This window comes from Corynebacterium aurimucosum (assembly GCF_046895345.1).
Classification (GTDB): Bacteria; Actinomycetota; Actinomycetes; order Mycobacteriales; family Mycobacteriaceae; genus Corynebacterium; species Corynebacterium aurimucosum_G.
In genome coordinates this window covers 535,439-559,870 of the sequence record NZ_CP160096.1, presented here as the reverse complement: position 1 = coordinate 559,870, position 24,432 = coordinate 535,439, and the positions used below count along the sequence as shown (strand labels likewise).

Sequence of the window (24,432 nt, the reverse complement as noted above, 5' to 3'; positions counted from 1 at the left end):
CTCTCTCGCATGCGCTCTCTCAAACGCACACCATCATTATGGGGCGCTGTCCTTGGTGAAGCGTTCCGGTGCACTGAACGCTTCCTGCCAATTACTGAGAATTACCTGCGAGGGAATCGCCGACGGGGCGAAGAGCGAGATTACTTGGTCTCCAGCTGCAGAGTCTTCTGCGTGTACTCCCACATCTCGTTGTAGAGCTTCTTGTCCTTGGACAGCTTAGTTCCGTAGGAAGGAATCATCTCCTGGATCTTGTCGCCCCACTGAATCATGTTCTCACCGAAGCAGCGCTCCAGTAGCTCAATCATGATGGCTGGGGTGATGGAAGCACCCGGGGAAGCGCCAAGCAGACCAGCGATGCTGCCTTCTGGGTTGTTGATGAGGGTGGTGCCGAACTCCAAGGAGCCGAACTGCGGTGCACCCGCCGGCTTAATCACCTGGACGCGCTGGCCGGCGATGACGGTCTCCCAATCAGCCGGATCCGCGCTCGGGACGTATTCCTTCAGGGTTTCAACGCGCTTATCGAAGTCCTTGAGAACCTCAGTGACCAGGTACTTGGTCAGACCAAACTCCTGTGCTGCCACGCCCAGGTAAGAGGTGATGTTGTCCGGACGGATGGACTTGAACAGGTCCAGGTAGGAGCCCTTCTTCAGGAACTTCGGGGACCAGCCGCCGTAGGGACCAAACAGCAGGCCTTCTTCACCGTCGATGACACGGGTGTCCAGGTGCGGCACGGACATCGGCGGAGCGCCCACAGCAGCCTTGCCATAAACCTTTGCGTGGTGCTGCTTGACCAGCTCCGGGTTCTTGGAGCGCAGCCACAGGCCCGAGACCGGGAAACCGGCGAAACCGGAAACCTCACGGACACCAGCCTTGCGCAACAGGTCGAGTGCGTAACCGCCGGCACCAACGAAAACAAACTTGGCGTGGACAGCCTGGTAGTCACCGGTGTGGAGGTTCTTTGCCACCACGCGCCACTTGGAACCCTCACGTTTGATATCAACGACCTCGTGGCCATAACGGATCTCGGTGCCGGCAGCCTTAGCGGCAGTGAAGAACTGCTTAGCCAGGGCGCCAAAGTTGACGTCGGTGCCCGCATCGGTCCACGAGATGGCAACCTTCTGGGAGTTGAAGTCACGGCCCTGGGACATCAGGGGCAGCTTCTCCTGGAAGGTGGCGTCATCGTCGCTGAACTGCATGTTCGGGAACATGTGGTTATCCTTCAGCGCGTCGAAACGGCGCTTCAGGTAATCCACCTGGATGGAGCCCTGTGCAAAGGACACATGCGGAACCGGGTTGATGAAGGCCTTCGGGTCCGTCAGGATGCCGTTGTTGAGCTGGTGGGACCAGAACTGGCGAGAAACCTGGAACTTCTCATTGATGTTCATAGCCTTGGAAACATCAATGCGGCCGTTCTTTTCTGGGGTGTAGTTCAGCTCGCACAGCGCGGAGTGGCCGGTACCGGCATTGTTCCACGGGGAAGAGGACTCAAGCGCAGGGCCGTCCAAACGCTCGAAGACCATCTGCGTCCAGCTGGGCTCGAGCTCACGCAGCATGGCGCCGAGGGTGGCGCTCATAATACCTGCACCAATGAGTGCGACCTCAACCTCGTCTACTACTTGTGCTGTCTTCTTATCGGAGGACACTGTACTTATTACCTCTTTGAGTCGATGTATTCGTTGTGGTCAAGTGCCCTGCGCATGTGGGTACACAGGGCGCGGTGAGAAAGCGCTCGACGATGCTAGGAAGCAAACCGGCATACAGACCCCCTACGAGAGGTCCGTCAAGCATTAATTCCACTTTACGCCCCTAAATGAGAAATAGGCATTCCTGGGAAAATAAATGCCCGAATATGAAACCACTACCCCTTTTGTGGTGCAGGACAACTGTGGCTAGCGCTCCGCCCCGCCGGACGCACCTGACTGTACGGCCTATCATGAGCTCCATGACATATGACGAACTCGAATGGTCAACAGATCTCCTCGGGCCCGATTTCCAAGCCGCCACCCTTGAACTCGGCGCCGACCCTGATGGCGAGGGCGATGTGTGCGCGACGCTCGTGCGCTACTGTCCCGACACGGATGCCCACGATGACCGCCCCGCCTTGGTGTGGGTCCATGGCATGACGGATTACTTCTTCCACGATCACGTAGCGCGCTATTTCTATGAGCTCGGCTATGCCTTTTATGCTCTCGACTTGCGCAAGTGCGGGCGCTCCCGGAGGGACGGACAAACCTGGCATTACATCAGCGATATGAAGTATTACGATGCCGACCTCAACGCGGCTCTCGACGCCCTCCCCAACCCGCGTGTCGTCATCATGGGCCACTCCACCGCCGGCACCATCATCGCACTCTGGCTTGATCGCCTTCGCCGCCAGGACCGCGAACACTTCACCCGCATCTCCGGTGTCGTCTTCAACAGCCCCTGGTTGGCCATGATGGGAATGGCGGATAAGACTTATGAGGTGCTCAAGCACGTCATCTATGCCGGCGCTGCCATCGCCCCAAAATTCCCGATTCCCGGAGGCGATCTCACTGCCTACGGGGAATCTATCCATTCCGAAGAGCAGGGCGACTGGGAATTCGACCGTCGCCTCAAGCCACTGGGCGGGCACCCGAAATACCTGGGCTGGGTAGCAGCGGTCTTCCATGGCTTCGACGCGATCCATTCCGGCCGCATCAACATGGGACTCCCTCTGCTGACCATGACTTCAGGGCGTTCCGAGCTCAATCAGCCTTATAGCGAATCCTCTAACACCGCCGATGTTGTCGTCGATGTGCGCCAGAGCCAGCGATGGGCCAAGGAGCTCAGCGCCCGTTACACGCTCCACGTTGTAAATAATGGGCGCCACGATCTCTTTCTTTCCCGCCCCGAGCCGCTGCAGGAAGCATTCTCCACCGCCGCGGAATGGTTGCGCGCCGTGGCCCCTCTTGAGACGGATTAGACTCGCCCACCTCGCGCTTTTCGGCCTGCACGGGTTGCGGCTAGGCAGCCTCTAGAATGGTCGGCATGACTTCCGCACAGCACTTTGACCTCGTCATCATCGGCACTGGGTCGGGAAATTCAATCCCCTCCCCTGAGTTCGACGATAAATCCATCGCCGTCATCGAAAAGGGAACCTTCGGCGGAACCTGTCTCAACGTGGGCTGCATCCCAACGAAGATGTACGTCTACGCTGCCGACGTGGCACTCGCCGCGCGCGAGGCAACCCGTCTTGGGCTCAGCGCCCACGTGGATGCTGTGGATTGGGACGGGATTGTGGAGCGCGTATTCCACAACCGCATTGATCAGATCGCCCGCGGCGGCGAAGAGTACCGCCGTGGCGAGGAAACGCCCAATATTACAGTCTTTGATCAACATGCTCGGTTCATCGGACCGAAAACCCTGCAAGCGGGCGATGACATCATCACCGGTGACAATATTGTTATTGCTACCGGCTCACGCCCTGTACTGCCCGAACCCTATGCCAGCTCTTCCGTGCCGGTCCACACCAACGAGGACATCATGCGGCTTGAGAAGCAGCCGCGTAGCCTCATCGTGGTCGGTGGCGGCTACATCGCCATGGAATTTGCCCACGTCTTCGACGGCCTGGGGACGGAAGTGACCGTGGTCAACCGCTCGGAGAAGTTCCTCCGGTTCCTTGACGAAGACTTAAGCTCCCGGTTCAACGACATCGCACGCGAACGTTTCGACGTACGCATTGGCACCGCCACAGCACTAGAGGAAACCGCAGACGGTGTACGCCTCACCTTGGATAACGGTGATGTCGTGGAGGCGGAAGCCATCCTCGTGGCCACCGGCCGCCAGCCCAACGGCGATCAGATGGATCTTTCTACCAGCGGTATTGAAATGCACGAGGACGGGCGCATCAAGGTCGACGAGTTTGGTCGCACGACCTGCGAGGGCGTGTGGGCGCTCGGCGATGTCTCCTCTCCTTACATGCTCAAGCACGTAGCCAATGCGGAGCAACGAGCGGTACAGCACAATCTGTTGCATCCTGAAGACCTCCGTCCCATGCCGCACGAGCACATCCCCGCTGCCATTTTCACCCACCCGCAAATTGCGACGGTGGGACTTACTGAGGCACAAGCCCGCGAAGAGGGCTATGACGTCACGGTGAAGGTGCAGAACTTTGGCGACGTTGCCTATGGATGGGCTATGGAAGACTCAACAGGCATCTGCAAGCTCGTGGCCGATCGTGCCACCGGCAAGCTCCTCGGCGCCCACATCATGGGCCCACAAGCGTCCACTCTTATACAGCAGTTGATCACTGCCATGGTCTACGACCTTGATATACGCGAGTTCGCTCGCTCGCAATACTGGATCCACCCGGCACTGCCAGAAGTAGTGGAAAACGCAGTTTTGGGACTAGAGTGGCAGGAGTGAAAGTTACATCGGATTGAGTGATCTTTTTCACATTGCGATTAAACTAATTTCACCAAAAGCCCTGAACCGCACTACAAGCACTTTTTAACACCAACAACATCTGTCAGCACCCTTTCAGAATTTCACCCATTTTGGGGGTGATAGCCGTGAGGGCTTAAAAGAAGACTCAAACTGACGTGCATTTTGCCTGACCGTTGGCTAGGTTAATTACAGACACCGGAACGAGCCGATACTCTCTACCGGCTCAGTGTGTTTTGGGGATACCAAAATAATCCCTATCCCTGTAAATCAAAGCCTCCTACTCTGGAGGCTTTGCACGTACGACTCTAAGGACTTTTGATATGCGTATCCGCAATGCAGCCATCGCCGGCGCTACTGCTCTCGCTGTTGCTTTCGGCGGCTCCACCGTCGCTTTCGCTGAGGACGCCAACGGCTCCGCTCAGGAGAACACCAACTCTTCCGCTTCCACCGACAACGGCTCCTCCTCCGCTGAGGACAACACCAACTCCGAGGCTTCCCTGTCCTCCAAGATTGGTGACTGGTTCTACGTTAATGAGAACGACAACAAGGGCACTGCGGCTGACGGCCGCGCCATCTTCGGCTCCTCCAAGCACGAGAACTGCGATGCTGACGAGACCGAGGAAGAGTGCACCACTCTCGGCGACCAGCCGGCTTGGGCCAAGGCTTTCTACGGCCTGGGCATCGCTAGCGCCATCGCTTCCGTAGCTGGCTTCATCGGCGTTGTGTACAACTTCTTCGTCCACGGCCCGTCCTTCTAAGACGTCTCCCTTACACACTTTTTCCGAAAGGTTTAAATTTCATGCGTAACTTCCGCACCGCTGCCGTTGCCGCTGCAACCGCCGCTTCCGTTGCTTTCGCCGGCACCTCCGTTGCCTTCGCTGCAGAGGACAACGAGACCGAGAACACCTCCTCTTCCAACCTGTCCTCCGCATACGACAAGGTCAAGGAAGACGACTCCGACGAGACCCTGTCCTCCAAGTGGGGCACCGCTACCGAGAAGGACAGGAAGGTCACCGGCGAGGACCTCTTCGGCAAGAAGCGCGCCGAGGATAACCCGCAGTGGGCTGAGATCTGGCGTGGCGGCACCTACGCTGCCCTCGGCACCGCAATTGCAGGCGCCCTGTTCGCTGCCTACAACTTCGCTGTGTACAACAACATCGTTCCGGCACACGTGCTGGACCCGATTTTCCGCCGCTAATTAAGTTGCGGGTACGCTGACTGACTCAGCGCACTTCATTAGCGCCCATCCTCGTGTCATGAGGGTGGGCGCTTTTGCATGCCTAGGCACCGATGAACTGTGGAAATACTTTCGCTCTCTTATTCCTTGCTGAGCGAATTGCTACAGTGGTGTGCCCGACAGGGGGATTTAACGTGCTCAAGTAGTAATCACCTAAGAGTGGTGCCGTTCCAGTGAATCCTGCCAATGTTTACGCTAGAATCGCTCAAGTGACTTGGGGCACCCTATAGTTACTCCAGTTCCTACGAGGTTTAAAAGGATTCACACTATGCGCATTCGCAAGGCCACCATTGCCGGTGCTACCGCTCTCGCTGTTGCATTCGGCGGCACCACCGTTGCTTCCGCTGCAGAGGGTAGCAGCAACGATTCCGCTACCAACTCTTCCGCAACCGCTGGTGAGCAGCAGGGCACCCAGAAGGCTGGCGGCTCCTCCGCACTGGGCAAGGCGCTCGAGGCTGACAAGGAAGCCAACGGCCAGAACATCTTCGGCCAGAACTCTTCTATCTCCACCGAGCCGAAGTGGGCACAGGCTCTTGCTGGCATCGGCATCGTCGCCACCATCATCACCATCGCTGGTGGTCTGGTTGGCCCGGCACTGAACTACCTCAAGTTCGGCATGTAGTTCTCCCCTTCCCCTTCTAACCCACTTTTTGAAAGGCTTTACTCAAGATGCGTAAATTCCGCACCGCCGCCGTTGCTGCTGCAACCGCCGTCACCGTCGCCTTCGCTGGCACCACCGTTGCTTCCGCCGCTGAGGCCGTTGAGGGCTCCGGCCTGACTGACGCGCAGGTTCAGGAGGAGCTGCAGAAGGATGCTACTTCCTCCGAGATGTCTTCCGCACTCTCTTCTGAGGGCGACGGCTCCCTCTCCTCCAAGCTGGGCGGCGTGACCGACGGCAACATCACCGGTAATGGTGCTGACGCCTTCGGCTCCACCAAGAACCCGTCCCAGGTTCCGCAGTGGCTGGACCTCTGGCGTGGTGGCACCATCGCTATGGTTGCCGCTGCTGCTGTTTCCTCCGCTGTTGCTGCCTACAACTACGCTGTGTACTCCGGCGTTATCCCGGACTACGTTGGCCAGGCCATCAAGAACGTCTCTTTCTAGTTCACGCTTTTACTGGCAGTACAAAGCCCTCCGCCCCACCGTGTACCGCACGGGAGGTGGAGGGCTTTGTTTCTTTTTGGCAATGTTTAGGCGCCTAGCGCTTAAACGCCTGCGCTTAAACGCTAGGCCTCATCCGGCAGGGTGAGGATCTCGTTGCCGTCATCGGTGATCACGATGGTGTGCTCGAACTGAGCGGTGAACTTTCCATCCGTGTTCTGGACGGTCCAGCCGTTATCCCAAATCTCATAATCCAGCGAGCCCAGGTTAATCATCGGCTCGATGGTCAAGGTCATTCCAGGCTCGAGGATGTCTCGGTAGGTCATGGAATCGTAGTGCAGCACAACCAACCCGTTATGGAAGGTAGGGCCTACGCCGTGCCCGGTAAAGTCAGTGACCACGTTGTAGCCAAAGCGGTGAGCATAAGACTCGATGACGCGTCCGATGACATTAATCTCACGGCCCGGCTTAGCGGCCTTAATGCCGCGCATCATCGCTTCCTTGGTGCGCTCTACCAGCAACTTGTGTTCCTCGGTGACGTTGCCGGCAAGGAAAGTAGCGTTGGTATCGCCGTGGACACCATTCTTGAACGCAGTGACATCGATATTGACAATGTCACCGTCCTCAATCACCGTGGTATCCGGGATGCCGTGGCAGACAATCTCATTGAGGGAAACACAGCAGGATTTCGGGAAACCCAGGTATCCCAGCGTCGACGGGTATGCGCCGTGGTCACACATGTACTCGTGCGCAACGCGGTCAATCTCATCCGTGGTCACACCGGGAGCCACAGCCTTTCCCGCCTCCTGAAGGGCGTTGGCGGCAATCCGGGAGGCCTCACGCATGGCCTCAATAACCTCCGGGGTCTGCACGAATGGCTCGCCCTGAGCTTCCTGAACCGTGTCCTTCCACACGTACTCGGGGCGCTCAATATCCTTCGGTACCTTGCGGATTGGGGTATCTTTTTCTTGTTTCAGCATCGCGCGCTTAGTCATAACTACTCATGGTAGCCCTCTTCCCCAGCACCCGACAAAGAGCACCATTGGCGCGCTTATGAGCGCGCGCTACTGCTCTTGTGCGGGAGCAACCTCGCCGTGGCCTTCCGCGCGGAGGGCGTCCAGACGCTGCAAGAAATTATCAGTGATGTTGACCGAAATGGTCGAGCCACCACCCAAAACGACGAGTGTTGCGAACGCAATGTCATCATCCCGGAATCCGGTGAACCAGGCGTGCGAGCCGCCGTTGATTTCCGCCTCACCGGTCTTGCCGTAGACGGTCCCCTGGGCCTGCATTCCTGCGGCGGTACCGCTCGCCACTACTTGGCGCATCATGTCGCGGACTTGAGCCAGGGTTTCCTCGCTGGGCGCGGGGACCTCCTCGGAAACCTTGGTTTCGCGTGACTCGATGAGCGTTGGCGTCGGGGTCTTGCCTGCCGCAACTGTCGAAGAGACAAGGGCCATGCCAAAGGGAGACACAAGGTCCAGGCCCTGACCATAGCCAGCTTCCGTGCGCTCCAGAGGAGTCTCGCCCTCGGGGACGGAGCCGGTGAGCGTCGACAGCCCCGGCACCTCATAGTCGATGCCCAGTCCGTATTGCTTGCCCACATCGCGCAGCTCTCCCTTCGGCAGGTCCGTCGAGATCTGCGCGAAGGTGGTGTTACAAGATTGCGCGAAGGCTTGGCGCAGCGGCACCGAGCCGAGGGAGAAACCGTTGTAGTTGGTCACGGTTCGCCCATACAGGTCCATGGTTCCGGGGCACGGCACGATGGAGTCTGGCGAAAGGCCTTGCTTGTCGACGCCCGCCGAGGCCGTAATGATCTTAAACACCGATCCGGGAGGGAACTGTCCTTGGAGGGCAATATCGCCCTTCTTATCCGCTTCTGGAGTTTGGGCCACAGCAAGTATCTCGCCCGTCGAGGGGCGCATGGCCACGATCATGGCCTCGTACTCGGGGCGCAGATTGACCGCTTCTTGAGCGGCACGCTGGACGTCGTAGTCCAGCGAAACTTTGACGGAAGGGGCTGCCTCGGGTTCGTGATACTCGACGTCGGAAAGCGCGGCGCCGTGCTCGTTGACTACCGAGACGGACCAACCATTCTTGCCGTCTACGTCTTCGGAGACCAGAGAACGCACGCGGGCGAGGATATCTGGGGCCAAACCAGTATCGCGCGTAATGAGCGCCGGTTCCTCGTTAAAGCGAATCCCCTTCTGGTTCTCCAGGACTGGGCGCAGCCGCGCTGCCTGAGCCTCATTGAGCATGGTGACCGAATAAGCGCCATCAACCTCTTCAAGATTCTTGGCAAGCTCTCCGGAATCAATTTCGGGGAAGGAATCATCCTCCCGGTGCGCCTGGCTCAGCGCGCCGGATACTTTCGCGGCGACGGGGCGGGGATCGTCGACGGCGTCGGTGTCGACGACGAGCCGGTATTGCAAGCCCGGAGACATGAGTTCCACCCCATCGGAGGAGACAACGCCTGCGCGCTTCGGCGCGATCGAACGCAGCTCAAGATGCTGGTGCGCGCCGAGATCGGGATGAATGATGCTGGGCTGCCAGCGCACGGTCCAATCCTTATCCTTGCGCGTCAAGGCCATGGACGTGTCATAGCGCAAGGAACGATTGCGCGGCAGGGCCCACGTCACTGAATAGTGCGCAGTCGCCTTGGCTTCCTCCTGTTCAACGTCGGTCAATTCAACGTCGAGGCCCTCTGCTTGCAGGCCCGCGAAGGTTGCGTCGAGAGTGTTCGTGGCGGTGGTGCTGTCATCAACGAGCTGCGCCAAGTCCTCATTGTTGCGGGTTTCCATGTCTTCTAGGAATTGCTCAGCAACTGGGCGTGCGGACACCGGCTTGGGGGTACATCCCACCAAGGACGACGCCGCGATGCTTGCCGCACCGAGCAGCGCCACGAACTTCTTCATGATTGGGCAGCGTAGCAGCCAAGGGCGGCCTGACGGCCGCCCCACACCGCAGGTGAACTACTTGGTAACGCGAACCTCAGCCTTGGCGCCTTCCACGGCTTCCAAGCCCTGCTCTTCTGCCAGACGCATTGCCTCTTCGATGAGCGTTTCCACAATCTTGGATTCAGGAACGGTCTTGATGACCTCACCCTTAACGAAGATCTGGCCCTTGCCGTTACCGGAAGCTACACCGAGGTCCGCGTCGCGGGCCTCGCCCGGACCGTTCACCACGCAGCCCATGACGGCCACGCGCAGCGGGAATTCCATACCGTCGAGGCCCTCGGTGACCTCGTTAGCCAGCTTGTAGACGTCCACCTGTGCGCGACCACAGGACGGGCAGGAGACAATCTCCAGCTTACGCGGGCGCAAGTTGAGGGACTGTAGAATCTGGTCGCCAACCTTGATCTCCTCGACCGGATCCGCCGACAAGGACACGCGGATGGTGTCACCGATGCCTTCGGCAAGAAGGGCGCCGAAAGCGACCGAAGACTTGATGGTGCCCTGGAATGCGGGGCCGGCCTCGGTAACACCGAGGTGCAGTGGGTAGTCACACTGAGCGGCGAGCTGGCGGTAGGCCTCCACCATGACGACCGGGTCATTGTGCTTCACAGAAATGGCGATATCGCCATAGCCGTGCTCCTCAAAGAGGCCAGCCTCCCACAGTGCGGATTCAACAAGAGCCTCCGGGGTAGCCTTGCCGTACTTTTCCATGATGCGCTTGTCCAAAGAACCGGCGTTGACACCAATGCGAATCGGAATGCCAGCATCGCCGGCGGCCTTCGCAACCTCCTTGACGCGGCCATCGAATTCCTTGATGTTGCCCGGGTTGACGCGTACCGCAGCACAGCCGGCATCGATGGCGGCAAAGATGTACTTGGGCTGGAAGTGGATATCTGCAATCACCGGGATCGGGGACTTCTGCGCAATCGCTGGCAAAGCCTCCGCATCAACCGTCTTTGGGCAGGCAACGCGAACGATATCGCAGCCGCTGGCGGTCAGCTGTGCAATCTGCTGAAGGGTAGCGTTGACGTCGTGCGTCTTCGTTGTGGTCATCGACTGCACGGAGATGGGGTGGTCAGAGCCCACGCCAACCTGGCCAACCATGAGCTGACGCGTCTTGCGGCGCGGCGCCAAGGTGGGAGGTGGGCCGTCGGGAATACCAAGACCAATAGGGGTCGACATGTGTGCTCCTTGCTAATTGGGTTTTAACGCCCCTACTCTAGCACCGCGCACGACAGCGGGAGCAGGCAGCTAGATCACTAGCCAAACAGCCGAATTGGGTTGACCACGTCCGCAATCATGATGAGCGCACCCACCGCCATCAGAACAAAAGCCAGCGCATAGGTCACCGGCATGAGCTTGGTGTAATCCGCCGGCCCCTTCGGTTCCTTGCCCATAAGACGGCGCAGGGCATCACGAATCTTCTCGTAGAAAATGACGGCGATGTGACCGCCGTCAAAAGGCGGAAGCGGAATGAGGTTGAACAGCGCGAGGAAGAAATTGAGGGTGGCCAGCATCATAAAGAAGGAGGACCACAGACTGCGCTCCACCAGCTCGCCACCCACGCGGGAGGCACCCACCACGGACATGGGCCCGTTGACATCACGCTCCTGCCCGAAAATAGAAGCCACCACACCCGGAATCTTTGCCGGGAATTGGGCAATGCCCTGGACGGTGGCGTTCAAGGCATTTCCCGAATAACGAGCGGTGGCCGGGATAGCGTCGACAAAGGAGTAGGTCTCCCTGATATCGATAATCTGGTTGGTCATGCCGATGGCGCCGACCTTCACCAGCTGCCCCTCCGCGTTGAGCCGGGTCACTGTGGCAAGCGTGATATCGAAATCACGCGGTGCACCATCCCGCTCGACCGTAAGGGTGACGGTGTCACCGGGGTAGTTCATGACGGTATCGCGAAGCTGCGCGAAGGAGTCCATAGTTTCGCTGTTGAGCGCGACAACGATATCCCCTGGTTCCACACCCGCTTCGCCGGCTGGGCCCAGCCCCTGGCAGGGTTCTAATTCGCCCTCGGCATTCTGATTCGCGGCACAGGAGACCTCCCCTACGCGCGGGCGAACATCCGCGTCTGGGTTGGGTAAGCCCGTGGTCATTGCGATCATCAACAGGATAATGAATCCCAACAGCAGGTTGACTGTGATACCACCGGCCAGCACGATGATGCGCTGCCACGCCGGCTTTTTGTACATGGCATAGGGCGCTTCTTCCTCCGTGAGGAATTCATCCTGCGCCGTCATGCCCGCGATATCGCAAAAGCCACCTACCGGAAATGCTGCAAGGCCGTATTCGGTGTGGCCACGCGTAAAGGACGCAACGCGTGGACCGAAACCGATGAAATAGCGGCGCACACGCATACCGAAGGCACGAGCGGTAAACATGTGACCGGCCTCGTGCAGGGCAACAGTGATGCCGATCCCCAAGGCGAAGAGAACTATGCCGAGGACATTTGCCATAAATCAGGGGCTTTCTAACGAGCGAGCGAATCCACCATCGCGTTGGCGCGACGGCGGGCCTCACCTTCCACGGCGAGGACATCATCGACGCTAGAGGGTACACCAGCGAACTCTGAGGCCTGCCCCACGACGTGGCTAACCACGTCCACAATTTCCGGGAAGTGAATACGGCCCGCCAGGAAAGCGGCTGCCGCCTCCTCGTTCGCGGCGTTATATACGGCAGCGTGGGTGCCTCCGGCAGCGGCCACCTCACGGGCAAGGCGGACGGCTGGGAAGGCTTCGTCATCGAGCGGCTCGAAGCGCCACTCATGTGCGGTGGAAAAGTCCAGCGCCGGCTGCGCACCTGGCACGCGGTACGGCCAGTCCAGCGCCAAGGAGATCGGCAGCTTCATCGACGGTGGGGAGCATTGTGCAATCGTGCAGCCATCGGTGAAGGTGGCCATGGAATGCACGATGGATTGGGGGTGGACGGTGACGTCAATGAGGTCCGGGTGGACGTCGAAAAGCAGCGTCGCCTCGATGAGCTCCAGCCCCTTATTCACCAAAGTCGCCGAATTCAGGGTGTTCATCTGCCCCATCGACCACGTCGGGTGCTGTGCTGCCTGCTGTGGGGTGACATCCCACATCTCCTCGCGGGTCCACCCGCGGAAAGGACCACCGGAGGCGGTGAGTACGAGGCGCTCAAGCTCCACGCCGCTGCCTGCGCGCAGGCACTGCGCCATGGCGGAATGCTCGGAATCCACCGGGATGATCTGGCCCTCCCCCGCCAAGCGGGTCACGATGGAACCACCGGCAACGAGGGATTCTTTGTTCGCCAACGCCAATAGTTCGCCCTTCTCCAAGGTGGCGATGGTGGAGGCCAAGCCCATGGAGCCCACAAGCGCGTTGAGGACCTTATCGGCGTCCACCGCCTTGACCAGCTCCTCAGCAGAGTCTGGGCCCGAGAGCACGGTGCCACCGAGGGCGTCGGAAACGGTGCGTGCCGCATCGGGCTTGGCGACGGCCACGTGGTCAAACGAAAGGTTGAGGGCACGAGCCTGCTCAATGACGAGCTGCGGGTTGGAACCGCCGGCGGCGATACCCACGACTGTGAACTTATCTGGGTTATCCGCGATAACGTCCAGAGCCTGGGTGCCAATCGAGCCTGTAGAGCCGAGAATAAGAATGCGTTGGGTACTCACCCTTTCAACCCTAGCTGGTCAACCCAAGCAAGAGTCGTGAGCGCTGCACTAGCGATAGTCGGGGGTGTTTAATCGCGGTTATCGGCAGGATCATTTAAACTACTACACAGAATAACTGGCATTTTTCGTGCGCTCGCTCGAATCAATGAGTTCTAAGCAGGGCGAGCTGCATGTACACGCAAAGGAGAGCAAGTGTCTTCCCACAAGCCGGCATCGCAGGTTTTCGACGGCGTATCCACCGATGACGTCCCGTCCGCAGGTTTTGGCTGGTCCCGCATCAGCCGCTCGGGCGTACAGATCGCTGGTTGGACGTCCGTCGTGTTCCTGCTTGCTTATAACTTTGGTAACCACAAGGGCCACGTGGAGACGATTTGGCTCTTCGCCCTGGCAATCCTGATTGCCCTTGGTTTGGTCATTTACGCTCTGCAGCCAAAGCTCTCCCAGGTACGCACCCTGACCGCCCGTAACAAGCCGGTAGGCCACGAGGAGCCGGACTGGGCATATGAGCAGAAGACTGTTCACAACGTCTACGCCTCCCTGACCGATGATGAGCTGCGCGCCCTCAACATTGAGCCCTCCCGCGTTGCTCACCTCCGCGGTGTTTCCGAAGGCCGCCACGCTGCCAAGCCGGTGACCAACTAAAGCTTCTTCGCTTTAAACGAAGCTCCCTCTCCTACCAGTTCAAGGTTTGAACTGGTAGGAGAGGGAGCTTTTTCTATCTGTCCTGCCCCCTAACTCACATAGCGATTCACCGTGGCATAGATTTCCGGCGTCCGCTCTTGTGCCCTGTTTCCGGCGAACCGCCAGACACCGGCGTAGACAAGAGCCGGAACCAGCAGCGAAACTATCATTGCGACAAACAACAGCGACCCACCTCGCTCGTAAGCGAGGACAGAGATCACAATGCCGGGAAGCGCGGGCACCCACACCAACAGCATGCCGACAAACGCAGTGAGGAAAGCACCAGCAGAATAGCCAGACTTATCGTTCCACCGGTTCTGCCCAGGAGCGGACAAGGGATAAGGGTTCAGCACGGTCAGGCCCAAGCCCACCGCCGCCGTAGAGATAAACACACCTACGGCCACAGCTGTGCACAACAAGCCCAAGGTGAAGTTCTCACTAAAGACAAGAACCACTACGGCAAGCAGAACGAACCCAAGAAAAGGAATAGTCACGTGTGCGAGGTGGCGCGCATGAAGGATGGTGCGTGGGGCAACCGGCGCCACCATGTGGACCCAATTCGATGGCCCATCGAAGCCATAATCATTAGCCAAGAGCGAAGAGAGCACGATGGCGCTGAAACAGAGCATAAAATAGGCGGTGAAATCATCGCCCCGCCACAACTGATAGAGCGTCAGCACACCAAACAGAGGCATCATATACAGCATGCCCGTTTGCCGCTTATCACGGGTGAGATAACGCAACGCGCGGGTATATTCCATCGCCGCAGGGCTGGAATAAGACCACGCGCCCAGCTCCAACTTGGATACCCCCTTTCCTGTCACCTCGCTGGCTACGTCACCACCTGCTCCCGGATTGCGCATGAGGCCGGATATCTGACGCGACCACATCCAACCCAGTAGGCCAAGGCTGGCCGCCGCGATGAGCAGTTGGGCTAGGGCGGTGAGGAAGTGGCCGTCGGCAAGCGCGAGCGCCCACCCCACCCCTGCACCAAACGGTGTCCAGGCGCTGATCGCGCCCACGGTGTGAAGCGGCGGCAAGGACTCCAGAACGCTCTGCGCCTGCAGCATGCCAAAGACCAGGAGACCCATAACCACCATTGCCGCAATTTGGGTGCGGGATTTCTGGGAATCTGCGATGGCGGAGGCCACTTGACCAAGGCAATCGCCGAAGATGATGGTCGTCGCGCACGATAAAACCATGCCGACGACGAAGGGCACTGCAGCCCACCCTGGCCCCGTCAGAATTAGAAAAACACTTCCGATGACCGCATACACCAGGGAAAAGATGACCGACATGATGGCGCGGGTGGTCAGCAGACCTGACAAGAAAAGGCCCGGAAGAACCTCGCGGGGAGTCAGAGGAAGGGCTCCTAAGGTTGTCGGACTCAGTTGGTTCTCCCCCGCCGGCATGAAGAGAGCGAGAAGTACGTAGATGAGCATGCCGCCTGCCACCCCGACGGTCAGCGCTTGATAACCGTGGCCCGGGGTGGTGATATCGGAATGCACCATGAGTGCAAGAGAAATGAGACCGATTGCCCCGTAGATCAGCATCATGAGTCCCATGATGAGCGTCGCCGGGTTGGAGGCAACGCTGCGCCACCACAGGGTGCGGTGAAGTCTGAACAGAGTAGACGTCATTCGCGCTCACCCGCCGACGGGGAGCGCAGCCATCCAAACTTCGAGGCGTCCAGATCCCGTCCGCCGACGGCAGCGATAAATAGATCGCTCAGGCTTTGGCCCTGGCGGACATCGTCAACGTGTCCCGCAGTGATGACTTGGCCGCCGTTGATGATGGCGACGTGATCACACAGCCCCTCGACGAGCTCCATGACGTGTGAAGACAAAATGACTGTTCCGCCACGCGAGGCATAGGCGCGCAGCATCTGCTGGATGAGGCGTCCAGAGACCGGATCCACTGCTTCCAGCGGCTCATCCAAGATGAGCACCTCTGGGTTGTGCAGGACGGCTCCTGCTAAGAGGATCTTCTTGGTCATGCCGGCGGAATAATCCGCGATGCGCTTATCGGCGGCATCGGAGAGGGAGAGGGCGTCGAGAAGCTCCTGCGCACGGCGCAGCGACTCGGTGCGCTCCAGTTTGTGCAAAGCACCGAGGTAGTGCAAATACTCCGCGCCCGTGAGGCGATCAAAGACCGGTGCCCCATCCATGAGCAACCCCATGGCCTGCTTGGCGGGAATGGGCTCATCCCACACATTGTGACCGGCAATGAAGCTCTGGCCCGAATCGGGGCGCTGGAGACCACAGGCCATGGTCAGCATCGTGGTCTTGCCCGCACCGTTGGGCCCCACTATCCCGTAGATGGATCCGCGTGGAACATCCAGGTTGAGGCTATTGACAGCGATCTGAGAACCAAAGGACTTGCGCAGATCGCGCACAGCCAGAGCTTGGGTGCGCGGATCAACGGCTAAGTCCTCTCGATAAGGATGAGTCATAAGCATTAACGGTATCAAGAACCATTAATGCTTTGTCCTCCGGCAAAACTATCGTTAGGAAACTGTAAGCAAAGCCCTTAAGCGGTCTCGCGCTCATCAGCGGCAAGCTGGCCACAAGCCGCAGCGATTTCATCCCCCTTGGTATCGCGCACGGTGCACGGCACGCCTTGCGCGATGACGCGGCGAACGAACTCGTCCTGGCGCGCCTTCGGGGCAGCGTCCCACTCCGAGCCCGGTGTGGGGTTGAGCGGAATGACGTTGACGTGGACCTTAGAGCCCAGTGCCGCATGCAGCTTCCGGCCCAGCATGTCGGCGCGGAAATCCTGATCGTTCTTATCGCGGATCAACGCATACTCGATGGACACGCGGCGGCCGGACTTATCGGCGTAGTACTTAGCAGCATCGAGCACTTCTTCAACCGGCCAGCGGTTGTTAACCGGCACGAGGGTATCGCGCAGTTCGTCGTCCGGGGTGTGCAGGGAGACTGCGAGGGTGCAGGATAAATCCTCATCCGCGAGCTTACGGATGGCCGGTGCCAAGCCGACCGTGGACACCGTGACATTGCGCTGGGAAAGGCCGAAACCGGTGAGGTCAGAGCCGGTTATCTGGCGCACTGCATGGACCACGCGCTTGTAGTTGGCCAGCGGCTCGCCCATACCCATGAAGACAACGTTGCTTAGGCGCCCGCCTTCTTCTTCCATGAGGCGAGCAGCGTGCCTAAACTGCTCCACGATTTCCGCGGTGGACAGGTTGCGATCCAAACCTCCCTGGCCGGTGGCGCAGAATGGGCAGGCCATGCCGCAGCCAGCCTGGGAGGAGATACACAGGGTGGCGCGACCTGGGTAGCGCATGAGCACGGACTCCAACAGGGTGCCATCGTGCAAACGCCACAGGGACTTGGTGGTTTCCCCATCGTCGGTGGAGGTTTGCCGAATGGGCTCCATGAGCGTGGGGAACAAACGCTCCTGGACCGCCTCGCGGGCGGCGGCCGGGATATCCGTCATCTCGGAAACATCGGCGGTGTGGTGGACGTAGTAGTGCTTGGCCAGCTGCTTTGCCCGGAACTTGGGCAGGCCAAGTTCCGCGAGCACCTCAATGCGCTCGGCCTGGGTCAAGTCCGCGAAGTGCTTCGGGGGTAGCCCGCGGCGCGGAGCGGAGAAATTCAGTTTCAGTGGTTCAGCCATGGTAGAGCCCATTTTCCACGTTTTCGGCCACATTATCCAATCTAAGCTCTGCTGGAGTGGCGAAAGTGACATCTCACCCTATTTAATAGATACATGACGAATCCAGAAAACTCCCCTGAGGAATTCCGTACCACCACCCCGGCTGAGGAGCCGCTGACTGATTACACCGCGGAAGCCCCCGCCACCGAAGGCTCAGTAGAGCCAGTTCCCACCACGCCGGATTATGAGAACAAGAATGATGGCAAGGTGAAGGGCTCCTTCGCTGCCAGCACGTGGATTGCCCTGATCGTGGGCTTCCTGCTGCTCATCGTCCTCATCATCTTCATCCTGCAGAACCAACACCAGGTACCGCTGAACTTCCTTAACTGGTCCGTCCAGTTCCCGGCGGGCGTCACCTACCTCATCTGCGCCATCGCCGGTGCCCTTATCATGGCCCTCGTCGGCGGCTGGCGCATGTTCGAGCTGCGCCGCCAGGTACGCAAGCAGGCTCGCCGCTAAACCTAAGGTGCAAGGGTGGTGAGGAAACTCATCGCCACCCAGGTCACCATCGCGGAGGGCAGCATGCCGTCCAAACGGTCCATGATGCCGCCGTGCCCCGGCAACAAGGCGGACATATCTTTGATTCCCAGTTCGCGCTTGAACTGGGATTCCACTAAGTCACCGAGAGTGGCGCAGAAAACCAGCCCCAAGCCCATCAGCGCGCCTACCCACGGCTTGTGGTGAAGAAGGAATGCGAAAGAAAGCGCACCGGTCAGGGTGCCGAAGACTACGGATCCGGCAAAGCCTTCCCACGATTTTTTAGGGCTCACCGCAGGTGCCATGGGGTGCGAGCCAAACATCACGCCGGCGATGAAACCACCGGTGTCTGAGGCGACCACGCAGAGCATAAACACGACAATCGACGCCGCCCCCGAAGCAAACGGCGTTTCCACCCGTGAGAGCATCGCGGCAAACGTGCCGAACAAGGGGATCCACGTCAGCACGAAGATACCCATCGACATATCGCGAAGATAGTTAATCGGCGGGCGGTGCCTGCCGTTATGGAAGAGGCGCCCAAACATGAGGGCTAGGACTGCCACCACATACACCGCAACAAGGCCCGGGGCATTAAGAAACCACGAGACCCAGAGCATTGCCTGGCCCAGAACAATCAGCAGGGTGCGTGGGACATAGTAGGAGTGCTCCCGCAACCGAGTCAGCACTTCCCACATGCCCAAGCCCACCGCGGCAGCGACGACGAGGTACCACACAAGAGGCCCAGCCCACACCGCGAAGACGACGAGCGCGCCTAGGCCGACGCCGACGGCAATTGCCGCGGGCATGTCTCGCCCCGCAGAATTCTTGGGTTTGGGCATCCGACTCGAGTGCTCAGTGCTCACGCATGCTCCTCATCTCATCGTGGGTGGTCTGGCTCTACACAGAAAAGACCGCCGTGCTGGCCGGTGCCTGGCGCGGCGGCAAATCAAAGCTCTAAAAGTGCGGAGGCTAGACCTCCATGAGCTCCTCTTCCTTATTGGCGACGAGCTTGTCCACCTGCTCGATGTAGCCGGAGGTAATCTTTTCCATCTCCTTCTCGGCAGCGATAACCTCGTCCTCGCCGGCGTCACCATCCTTCTGCAGCTTCTTGAGCTGCTCCATCGCACGGCGACGGATATTACGGATAGCAATCTTGCCGTCCTCGCCCTTGCTCTTGGCCATCTTGACCATGTCGCGGCGGCGTTCCTCAGTGAGCTGCGGGATGGTCACGCGCAGCACCTGGCCGTCATTGGTCGGGTTCACGCCCAGATCCGAGTTACGGATTGCGTTCTCAATCTCGTTCATCACGGACTGCTCATAAGGCTTGATAAGCAGCATGCGCGGCTCTGGTACCGAGATGGTGGCCATCTGGGTAATCGGGGTCGGCACACCGTAGTACTCAGCAACCAGGCCGTTAAACATAGCCGGGTTGGCACGGCCAGTGCGGATGGTGAGCAGCTGCTCACGGGTGTGCTCAACCGAAGCGGTCATGTGCTCTTCAGCTTCGAGCTGGATCTCGTCGATCATGAGGGTTACAACTCCCTTGAAATAGTCAAAAGTACTGGGAAAGAATTTAGCAGGTCGCGGCCTATTTGTACTAGGACTGGACCAGCGTGCCGATCTGCTCGCCGTTGACAGCGCGCTTGATATTGCCTTCCGTGAGGAGGTTGAAGACCAAAATCGGCATATTGTTGTCCATGCACAGGCTAAATGCCGTGGCATCAGCCACCTTGAGGTTCTTCTCAATGACCTCGCGCGGGGTGATTTCGGAGTACAGCTCCGCGTCCGGGTTGGTGCGCGGGTCGGCAGAGTAGACGCCGTCGACAGCCTTGGCCAGGAAGAGGACCTCCGCACCGATCTCCAGGGCGCGCTGCGCGGCGGTGGTGTCGGTGGAGAAATACGGCATGCCCATACCGGCACCGAAGATAACTACGCGGCCCTTCTCCAGGTGGCGGTCGGCGCGCAGCGGCAGGTAAGGCTCCGCAATCTGCGCCATGTTGATGGAAGTCTGCACGCGGCAGTCAATGCCTTGCTGCTTGAGGAAGTCCTGCAGCGCCAGGGAGTTCATGACGGTGCCCAACATGCCCATGTAGTCAGAGCGGGCGCGGTCCATGCCACGCTGCGAAAGCTCGGCACCGCGGAAGAAGTTACCGCCACCGATAACGACGGCGATTTCAGTCCCCTGCTTCGCCACCTCGGCGATTTGGCGGGCAACATTTTCTACAACATCAGGATCGATGCCGACCTTTCCACCGCCGAACATCTCACCGCCCAGTTTGAGCATGACTCGCTTGTATCCGGTTCGCTTCGGTTCAGGGGTAGTCACGGTCTTCATCGTCTCCTTCACGCATGGCGACGCTTCAGTTAAGCGCTTGAATAATTCTGTTCCATCTTAACCATAGGAAGGCGCTGTCATATATTCAGCTGCGTGCGGCCCCCACCCTCAGGGGCGGGGACAAAACGGCGAACTCCCTCCCCCAAGTTTCTTCCACCGAGCACGCAGCCCTGGGGAGAAAGAGGAGGAGGGAGCACTCGCAGTCACGGGGCTCTACACCCGGACTGCACGAGTCTCAGGAAGGCTTAGGCGCCAACCTCGTAGCGGACGAAACCGGTGATGGTGGTGCCGGCCTCGTCTGCGACCTGCTTAACGGTCTTCTTGGAGTCAGACAGAGAAGCCTGCTCAAGCAGAACCACGGACTTGTAGAAGCCGTTGAGGCGGCCTTCCACGATCTTCGGCAGGGCTGCCTCTGGCTTGCCCTCCTCGCGGGTGGTGGCCTCAGCGATCTCGCGCTCCTTCTCCACGATCTCAGCCGGAACGTCCTCGCGGGTGAGGTACTCAGCGTTCATTGCTGCAATCTGCAGTGCGACTGCGTGAGCGCCCTCTGCGTTGCCCTCGTAGGACACCAGGACACCCACTGCCGGCGGCAGGTCAGCGGAACGCTGGTGCAGGTACACAGCTACGTTGTCACCCTCGATGGTGACAGCGCGACGAGCCTGCAGCTTCTCGCCGGTCTTTGCGGACTCTTCGTCAACGACCTCGGAAACCTTCTTGCCGTCGATCTCCAGGTTGTTGAGCTCCTCACCGGAGTTGACCTTGGCCTCACCGGCAGCCTCAGCGATCTTGGTAGCGAAGGACTTGAAAGCCTCGTTCTTGGCCACGAAGTCGGTCTCGCAGTTGATTTCCACCATCGTGTTGCCGGACACGGCGATCAGGCCCTCGGTAGCCTCACGCTCAGCGCGCTTGGACACGTTCTTTGCGCCCTTGATGCGCAGGTACTCAACGGCCTTGTCGTAGTCACCCTGGGACTCGTCGAGAGCCTTCTTGCAATCGAGCATGCCGGCGCCGGTGGCCTCACGCAATGCCTTTACGTCTGCAGCAGTGTAGTTCGCCATAGTTGGAGCGATCCTCCTTGGAATTAAACGGTATTCGTTGAAACAGCGTAGCCGAATCACTACCACCACGTCGCGTTGAGGGGGTGGTAGTTTTTCGCCCACTCCCCCAGCGGAGGGAAACCTCTGCGTGGTGTTTCAACCCTCTAGTGTGTCACGTGCCTTAACGAGCTAAGAAAAACACGTGAGAAAAAGCCCCCATCGCCGCGGACACTGTGGGCCGTGCGGTACGGGGGCTTAAGGTATGCAGATTACTCTGCGGACTTCTCGGCGTCCTCAGACTTCTCTGCGGAAGCCGGGTCAGACGCAGCGGCAGCCTCAGCAGCGTCGCGGGCGTCCTTCTCAGCGGTGTCGCCGGCAGCTTCCTTGGCCTGAGCAAGCTGGCGCTCCTCGCGGGCCTTCTTGCCCTCGTCCACAGCGGTGGCGATGATGCCGGAGAGCAGCTTGGTGGCGCGGATAGCGTCGTCGTTGCCCGGAATCGGAAAGTCAACCTCATCCGGATCACAGTTGGTGTCCAGGATGGCAACGACCGGGATGTTAAGCTTCTGAGCTTCCTTGACCGCGATGTGCTCCTTGTTGGTGTCAACAATCCACAGTGCGGACGGAGCCTTGGTCATATCGGAGATACCGCCCAGGACGCGCTCCAGCTTGGTGCGCTCACGGGTCAGCATCAGAACTTCCTTCTTGGTGCGGCCCTTGTAGCCGTCCTCAGCTGCATCCATAGCCTGCAGCTCCTTCATGCGCTTCAGGCGCTTGGAGACAGTCTGGAAGTTGGTGAGCATACCGCCGAGCCAGCGGTGGTTCACGTACGGCATACCAACGCGGGAAGCCTCTTCAGCAACGGCTTCCTGAGCCTGCTTCTTAGTACCAACGAAGAGAATGGTGCCGCCGTGTGCGACGGTTTCCTTGACGAACTCGAAGGCCTCATCGATGTAGGTCAGCGTCTGCTGCAGGTCGATGATGTAGATGCCGTTACGGTCGGTGAAGATGAAGCGCTTCATCTTCGGGTTCCAGCGACGGGTCTGGTGACCGAAGTGGACGCCAGCGTCGAGGAGCTCGCGCATGGTTACGACTGCCATGTTTCGCTCGCTTTCTATATATTGTTTCGGTTTTGCAAGATTGTGCGGTGTTTTATTCCGCACCCTAGCAACGAAGGCCCTGGCTAACACCCCATTATCCTGGGGACCACGTCAACCACGGACTGTCCCTTCCTTAACCCAGGAAGCGACTACTTCGCCGCGCGTAGTCAATCCATGCGGAACCCTTCCGGGCATTAAACACAGACTGCTGTGGGCTAGCTTAGTACTGCACACGCGCTGATTCCAAACGGCGCGACTGTTTAATCGCCGCCGATTTGTTGACAGCCACACGAAACTTTCCCCTGGCGCACCATGGGTTACTTCTTTAACGCATTATCCACAGGTCGACCGCACGCTCTTCCCTCGGGCCGCGCTCACGCGCAGGCTTGAGGTCATGCGTCACCGTCTACTTTGTTTATCTGCCCTGCTATGCCTCTGGGCTGCGCTTGGCGACGTCCCCCTTGCCGCCGCCTTCGTCGACCCCACCACTGGGGAACCGGTTGCTTCGCGTGTCTTGCGCGGCTTCGAACCTCCTGAGAAGCGGTGGATGGCCGGGCATCGCGGTGTGGATCTGGACCTACCCGTCGGCGGTAAGGTGCGTGCCGCTGGCGACGGCGTTGTGTATTTCGCCGGCGCCATAGCGGGCAAACCGGCCCTTTCGATTGCTCATGGCAACGGTCTGCGCACCACCTATCAACCGGTGTTTGCGCGGGTTAAGAAAGGTGACCAGGTGCAGGAAGGAGACATCATCGGAACGCTCGCGCCGTCCGTGGATGGCTATCCGGGGCTGCACTGGGGAGCGATTGAGGGCCGCGAGGACTACATCAACCCACTGGATCTCCTCGGCGAACCTGTCATTCGCCTCAAGCCCGCGGGTGGGAGCGAGCGTAGACGTCCTTAAGGCGCTGGGCGGAGACGTGAGTGTAGACCTGCGTGGTCTGCAGCGACGAGTGACCAAGCAGCTCTTGCACGATGCGCAGATCCGCTCCACCCTCGAGCAAATGCGTAGCCGCCGAGTGGCGCAAACCGTGCGGGGTTAACCCCGGTGTCCCCGTCACTTGGGCGGCGCGTTCGACGACGCGGCGGACCTGACGCGCGTCGATGCGCCCGCCGCGCGTGCCCACAAACACCGCTTCCGTATCGCCAGCAAGCTCGGGGCGCCCTGTCTTCAGCCAAGCGCAGAGCGCATCATGAGCTGCATCCCCGAAAGGGACAACGCGCTGTTTATTGCCCTTACCGGTCACGCGGGCAGTGCGGCGGGACAGGTCGATATCGCCGACGTCGAGGCCGACGAGCTCAGCCACACGCACACCGGTGGCGTAGAGAAATTCAAGCATGGCGCTATCGCGTAAGAAGTGGACCTCATCGGTGGAGACGGCATTGCCCATCAACTCCCCCGCTGCGGTGGGTGACATCACGGTGGGCAGGTGCTTGCCCACCTTGGGCGTGGCGAGGCGCTGCGCCACATCCGATTGTAAATAGCCTTCGCGCGCGGCCCACGTGGAAAAAGCGCGCACCGCGGCGGTGCGGCGCGCCAGGGTGGAGCGGGACTTGCCTTCAGCAACGGCGTGGGCCAACCATTCGCGCAGTGAGTTCAGAGTAAATGCTGCGAATTCCGGGACGTCCGTTGCCAACAGGCGCAAGTCAGAGCAATAGCCGCGGACGGTCGCTTCGGAGCGGCCGCGAACGATGCGCTGGTATTCTGCGAAATCCTCGATCGCTTCCTCCAGCTGTCCCCCCACGTGCCGCTCGCTACTGCCACTTTCACCACTCATGTCCCAC

General features: G+C 59.5%; 24 protein-coding genes. 9 read left to right on the top strand and 15 right to left on the bottom strand.

Translation table 11 applies throughout. The features are described from left to right. Positions 1-140: 140 nt before the first annotated feature. Entirely contained in the window at positions 141-1,643 is a 1,503-nt protein-coding gene (gene mqo, locus ABZS45_RS02760; protein WP_144657552.1) for a malate dehydrogenase (quinone), read from the bottom strand. Between the two features lie 299 nt (positions 1,644-1,942). Between mqo and ABZS45_RS02755 the strand changes: the two genes are divergently transcribed. The 6 genes from ABZS45_RS02755 (at position 1,943) to ABZS45_RS02730 (ending at position 6,748) form a co-directional block, all read left to right on the top strand. After that, positions 1,943-2,944 carry an alpha/beta hydrolase gene (locus tag ABZS45_RS02755; protein WP_070718057.1) on the top strand — a complete coding sequence of 334 codons (1,002 nt, stop codon included), beginning with the start codon at positions 1,943-1,945 and terminating at the stop codon, positions 2,942-2,944. Positions 2,945-3,000: 56 nt separating this feature from the next. Beyond that, positions 3,001-4,386: a mycothione reductase gene (gene mtr, locus ABZS45_RS02750; RefSeq protein WP_070445623.1), complete on the top strand. Its 1,386-nt coding sequence runs from the start codon at positions 3,001-3,003 to the stop codon at positions 4,384-4,386. Positions 4,387-4,727: 341 nt separating this feature from the next. Continuing rightward, positions 4,728-5,165: a hypothetical protein gene (locus tag ABZS45_RS02745; RefSeq protein WP_070445621.1), complete on the top strand. Its 438-nt coding sequence runs from the start codon at positions 4,728-4,730 to the stop codon at positions 5,163-5,165. Between the two features lie 41 nt (positions 5,166-5,206). Continuing rightward, positions 5,207-5,605: a hypothetical protein gene (locus tag ABZS45_RS02740; protein WP_070445619.1), complete on the top strand. Its 399-nt coding sequence runs from the start codon at positions 5,207-5,209 to the stop codon at positions 5,603-5,605. 307 nt (positions 5,606-5,912) lie between these two features. Then, positions 5,913-6,266: a hypothetical protein gene (locus tag ABZS45_RS02735; RefSeq protein ID WP_144657550.1), complete on the top strand. Its 354-nt coding sequence runs from the start codon at positions 5,913-5,915 to the stop codon at positions 6,264-6,266. 47 nt (positions 6,267-6,313) lie between these two features. Continuing rightward, the gene (locus tag ABZS45_RS02730; RefSeq protein WP_239107479.1) at positions 6,314-6,748 is read left to right on the top strand and encodes a hypothetical protein; all 435 of its coding nucleotides are present in this window, start codon (positions 6,314-6,316) and stop codon (positions 6,746-6,748) included. Between the two features lie 122 nt (positions 6,749-6,870). Here ABZS45_RS02730 and map read toward each other — a convergent pair whose 3' ends face one another. From map to dxr, 5 genes are all read right to left on the bottom strand, one after another. Further along, positions 6,871-7,740 carry a type I methionyl aminopeptidase gene (map, locus tag ABZS45_RS02725; RefSeq protein ID WP_070527034.1) on the bottom strand — a complete coding sequence of 290 codons (870 nt, stop codon included), beginning with the start codon at positions 7,738-7,740 and terminating at the stop codon, positions 6,871-6,873. 69 nt (positions 7,741-7,809) lie between these two features. Then, the gene (locus ABZS45_RS02720) at positions 7,810-9,660 is read right to left on the bottom strand and encodes a penicillin-binding transpeptidase domain-containing protein (RefSeq protein WP_412100566.1); all 1,851 of its coding nucleotides are present in this window, start codon (positions 9,658-9,660) and stop codon (positions 7,810-7,812) included. A gap of 57 nt (positions 9,661-9,717) precedes the next feature. Then, positions 9,718-10,881, bottom strand: coding sequence for a flavodoxin-dependent (E)-4-hydroxy-3-methylbut-2-enyl-diphosphate synthase (gene ispG, locus ABZS45_RS02715; protein ID WP_070445607.1), 1,164 nt, complete (start codon positions 10,879-10,881; stop codon positions 9,718-9,720). 77 nt (positions 10,882-10,958) lie between these two features. Further along, entirely contained in the window at positions 10,959-12,167 is a 1,209-nt protein-coding gene (locus ABZS45_RS02710; protein ID WP_412100565.1) for a M50 family metallopeptidase, read from the bottom strand. 14 nt (positions 12,168-12,181) lie between these two features. After that, the gene (dxr, locus tag ABZS45_RS02705; protein WP_412100564.1) at positions 12,182-13,348 is read right to left on the bottom strand and encodes a 1-deoxy-D-xylulose-5-phosphate reductoisomerase; all 1,167 of its coding nucleotides are present in this window, start codon (positions 13,346-13,348) and stop codon (positions 12,182-12,184) included. A gap of 192 nt (positions 13,349-13,540) precedes the next feature. On the opposite strand from dxr, the gene ABZS45_RS02700 reads away from it, so the two are divergent. Beyond that, positions 13,541-13,990 (top strand): DUF2631 domain-containing protein, encoded by a 450-nt coding sequence (locus ABZS45_RS02700; RefSeq protein ID WP_070520063.1) that lies wholly within the window; start codon positions 13,541-13,543, stop codon positions 13,988-13,990. 89 nt (positions 13,991-14,079) lie between these two features. Here the strand turns inward: ABZS45_RS02700 and ABZS45_RS02695 are convergent, their stop codons facing one another. From ABZS45_RS02695 to rlmN, 3 genes are all read right to left on the bottom strand, one after another. Further along, complete coding sequence (locus tag ABZS45_RS02695; RefSeq protein WP_412100563.1) at positions 14,080-15,669, bottom strand: ABC transporter permease; 1,590 nt, start codon at positions 15,667-15,669, stop codon at positions 14,080-14,082. After that, positions 15,666-16,487: an ABC transporter ATP-binding protein gene (locus tag ABZS45_RS02690; RefSeq protein ID WP_311520663.1), complete on the bottom strand. Its 822-nt coding sequence runs from the start codon at positions 16,485-16,487 to the stop codon at positions 15,666-15,668. Before ABZS45_RS02690 ends, ABZS45_RS02695 begins: the two co-directional genes overlap by 4 nt. Positions 16,488-16,558: 71 nt before the next feature. Next, positions 16,559-17,665, bottom strand: a complete 1,107-nt coding sequence (gene rlmN / locus ABZS45_RS02685; protein WP_070643908.1) for a 23S rRNA (adenine(2503)-C(2))-methyltransferase RlmN — start codon at positions 17,663-17,665, stop codon at positions 16,559-16,561. A 93-nt stretch (positions 17,666-17,758) separates the two neighbouring features. Here rlmN and ABZS45_RS02680 point away from each other — a divergent pair, with 93 nt between their 5' ends. Beyond that, positions 17,759-18,163 (top strand): lipopolysaccharide assembly LapA domain-containing protein, encoded by a 405-nt coding sequence (locus ABZS45_RS02680; protein ID WP_070729840.1) that lies wholly within the window; start codon positions 17,759-17,761, stop codon positions 18,161-18,163. Between the two features lie 2 nt (positions 18,164-18,165). Here ABZS45_RS02680 and ABZS45_RS02675 read toward each other — a convergent pair whose 3' ends face one another. The 5 genes from ABZS45_RS02675 to rpsB form a co-directional block, all read right to left on the bottom strand. Continuing rightward, positions 18,166-19,020 carry a phosphatidate cytidylyltransferase gene (locus ABZS45_RS02675; RefSeq protein ID WP_174878629.1) on the bottom strand — a complete coding sequence of 285 codons (855 nt, stop codon included), beginning with the start codon at positions 19,018-19,020 and terminating at the stop codon, positions 18,166-18,168. A 130-nt stretch (positions 19,021-19,150) separates the two neighbouring features. Next, positions 19,151-19,708, bottom strand: a complete 558-nt coding sequence (gene frr / locus ABZS45_RS02670) for a ribosome recycling factor (RefSeq protein WP_010190379.1) — start codon at positions 19,706-19,708, stop codon at positions 19,151-19,153. 70 nt (positions 19,709-19,778) lie between these two features. After that, positions 19,779-20,516, bottom strand: a complete 738-nt coding sequence (pyrH, locus tag ABZS45_RS02665) for a UMP kinase (protein ID WP_010190380.1) — start codon at positions 20,514-20,516, stop codon at positions 19,779-19,781. A 245-nt stretch (positions 20,517-20,761) separates the two neighbouring features. Next, the gene (gene tsf / locus ABZS45_RS02660; RefSeq protein ID WP_070445567.1) at positions 20,762-21,574 is read right to left on the bottom strand and encodes a translation elongation factor Ts; all 813 of its coding nucleotides are present in this window, start codon (positions 21,572-21,574) and stop codon (positions 20,762-20,764) included. A 248-nt stretch (positions 21,575-21,822) separates the two neighbouring features. Continuing rightward, entirely contained in the window at positions 21,823-22,650 is an 828-nt protein-coding gene (gene rpsB, locus ABZS45_RS02655; protein WP_010190382.1) for a 30S ribosomal protein S2, read from the bottom strand. A 394-nt stretch (positions 22,651-23,044) separates the two neighbouring features. Between rpsB and ABZS45_RS02650 the strand changes: the two genes are divergently transcribed. After that, positions 23,045-23,551 (top strand): M23 family metallopeptidase, encoded by a 507-nt coding sequence (locus ABZS45_RS02650; protein ID WP_070445564.1) that lies wholly within the window; start codon positions 23,045-23,047, stop codon positions 23,549-23,551. On the opposite strand, the gene ABZS45_RS02645 is transcribed toward ABZS45_RS02650, so the two are convergent. Further along, positions 23,514-24,425 (bottom strand): tyrosine recombinase XerC, encoded by a 912-nt coding sequence (locus tag ABZS45_RS02645; protein WP_070445561.1) that lies wholly within the window; start codon positions 24,423-24,425, stop codon positions 23,514-23,516. The two genes, ABZS45_RS02650 and ABZS45_RS02645, sit on opposite strands and share 38 nt — an antisense overlap. Between the last annotated feature and the right edge of the window lie 7 nt (positions 24,426-24,432).

Bases quoted from the DNA above. Each gene is read 5' to 3' on its own strand.
- rlmN (WP_070643908.1), bottom strand. From the start codon at position 17,665: ATGGCTGAACCACTGAAACTGAATTTCTCCGCTCCGCGCCGCGGGCTA.
- ABZS45_RS02745 (WP_070445621.1), top strand. From the start codon at position 4,728: ATGCGTATCCGCAATGCAGCCATCGCCGGCGCTACTGCTCTCGCTGTT.
- ABZS45_RS02675 (WP_174878629.1), bottom strand. From the start codon at position 19,020: ATGCCCAAACCCAAGAATTCTGCGGGGCGAGACATGCCCGCGGCAATT.
- ABZS45_RS02680 (WP_070729840.1), top strand. From the start codon at position 17,759: ATGACGAATCCAGAAAACTCCCCTGAGGAATTCCGTACCACCACCCCG.
- mtr (WP_070445623.1), top strand. From the start codon at position 3,001: ATGGTCGGCATGACTTCCGCACAGCACTTTGACCTCGTCATCATCGGC.
- frr (WP_010190379.1), bottom strand. From the start codon at position 19,708: ATGATCGACGAGATCCAGCTCGAAGCTGAAGAGCACATGACCGCTTCG.
- ABZS45_RS02755 (WP_070718057.1), top strand. From the start codon at position 1,943: ATGACATATGACGAACTCGAATGGTCAACAGATCTCCTCGGGCCCGAT.
- ABZS45_RS02645 (WP_070445561.1), bottom strand. From the start codon at position 24,425: ATGAGTGGTGAAAGTGGCAGTAGCGAGCGGCACGTGGGGGGACAGCTG.
- map (WP_070527034.1), bottom strand. From the start codon at position 7,740: ATGACTAAGCGCGCGATGCTGAAACAAGAAAAAGATACCCCAATCCGC.
- rpsB (WP_010190382.1), bottom strand. From the start codon at position 22,650: ATGGCAGTCGTAACCATGCGCGAGCTCCTCGACGCTGGCGTCCACTTC.
- ABZS45_RS02710 (WP_412100565.1), bottom strand. From the start codon at position 12,167: ATGGCAAATGTCCTCGGCATAGTTCTCTTCGCCTTGGGGATCGGCATC.
- ABZS45_RS02690 (WP_311520663.1), bottom strand. From the start codon at position 16,487: ATGCTTATGACTCATCCTTATCGAGAGGACTTAGCCGTTGATCCGCGC.
- ABZS45_RS02720 (WP_412100566.1), bottom strand. From the start codon at position 9,660: ATGAAGAAGTTCGTGGCGCTGCTCGGTGCGGCAAGCATCGCGGCGTCG.
- ABZS45_RS02650 (WP_070445564.1), top strand. From the start codon at position 23,045: ATGCGTCACCGTCTACTTTGTTTATCTGCCCTGCTATGCCTCTGGGCT.
- pyrH (WP_010190380.1), bottom strand. From the start codon at position 20,516: ATGAAGACCGTGACTACCCCTGAACCGAAGCGAACCGGATACAAGCGA.
- ABZS45_RS02730 (WP_239107479.1), top strand. From the start codon at position 6,314: ATGCGTAAATTCCGCACCGCCGCCGTTGCTGCTGCAACCGCCGTCACC.
- tsf (WP_070445567.1), bottom strand. From the start codon at position 21,574: ATGGCGAACTACACTGCTGCAGACGTAAAGGCATTGCGTGAGGCCACC.
- ABZS45_RS02695 (WP_412100563.1), bottom strand. From the start codon at position 15,669: ATGACGTCTACTCTGTTCAGACTTCACCGCACCCTGTGGTGGCGCAGC.
- ispG (WP_070445607.1), bottom strand. From the start codon at position 10,881: ATGTCGACCCCTATTGGTCTTGGTATTCCCGACGGCCCACCTCCCACC.
- ABZS45_RS02735 (WP_144657550.1), top strand. From the start codon at position 5,913: ATGCGCATTCGCAAGGCCACCATTGCCGGTGCTACCGCTCTCGCTGTT.
- ABZS45_RS02740 (WP_070445619.1), top strand. From the start codon at position 5,207: ATGCGTAACTTCCGCACCGCTGCCGTTGCCGCTGCAACCGCCGCTTCC.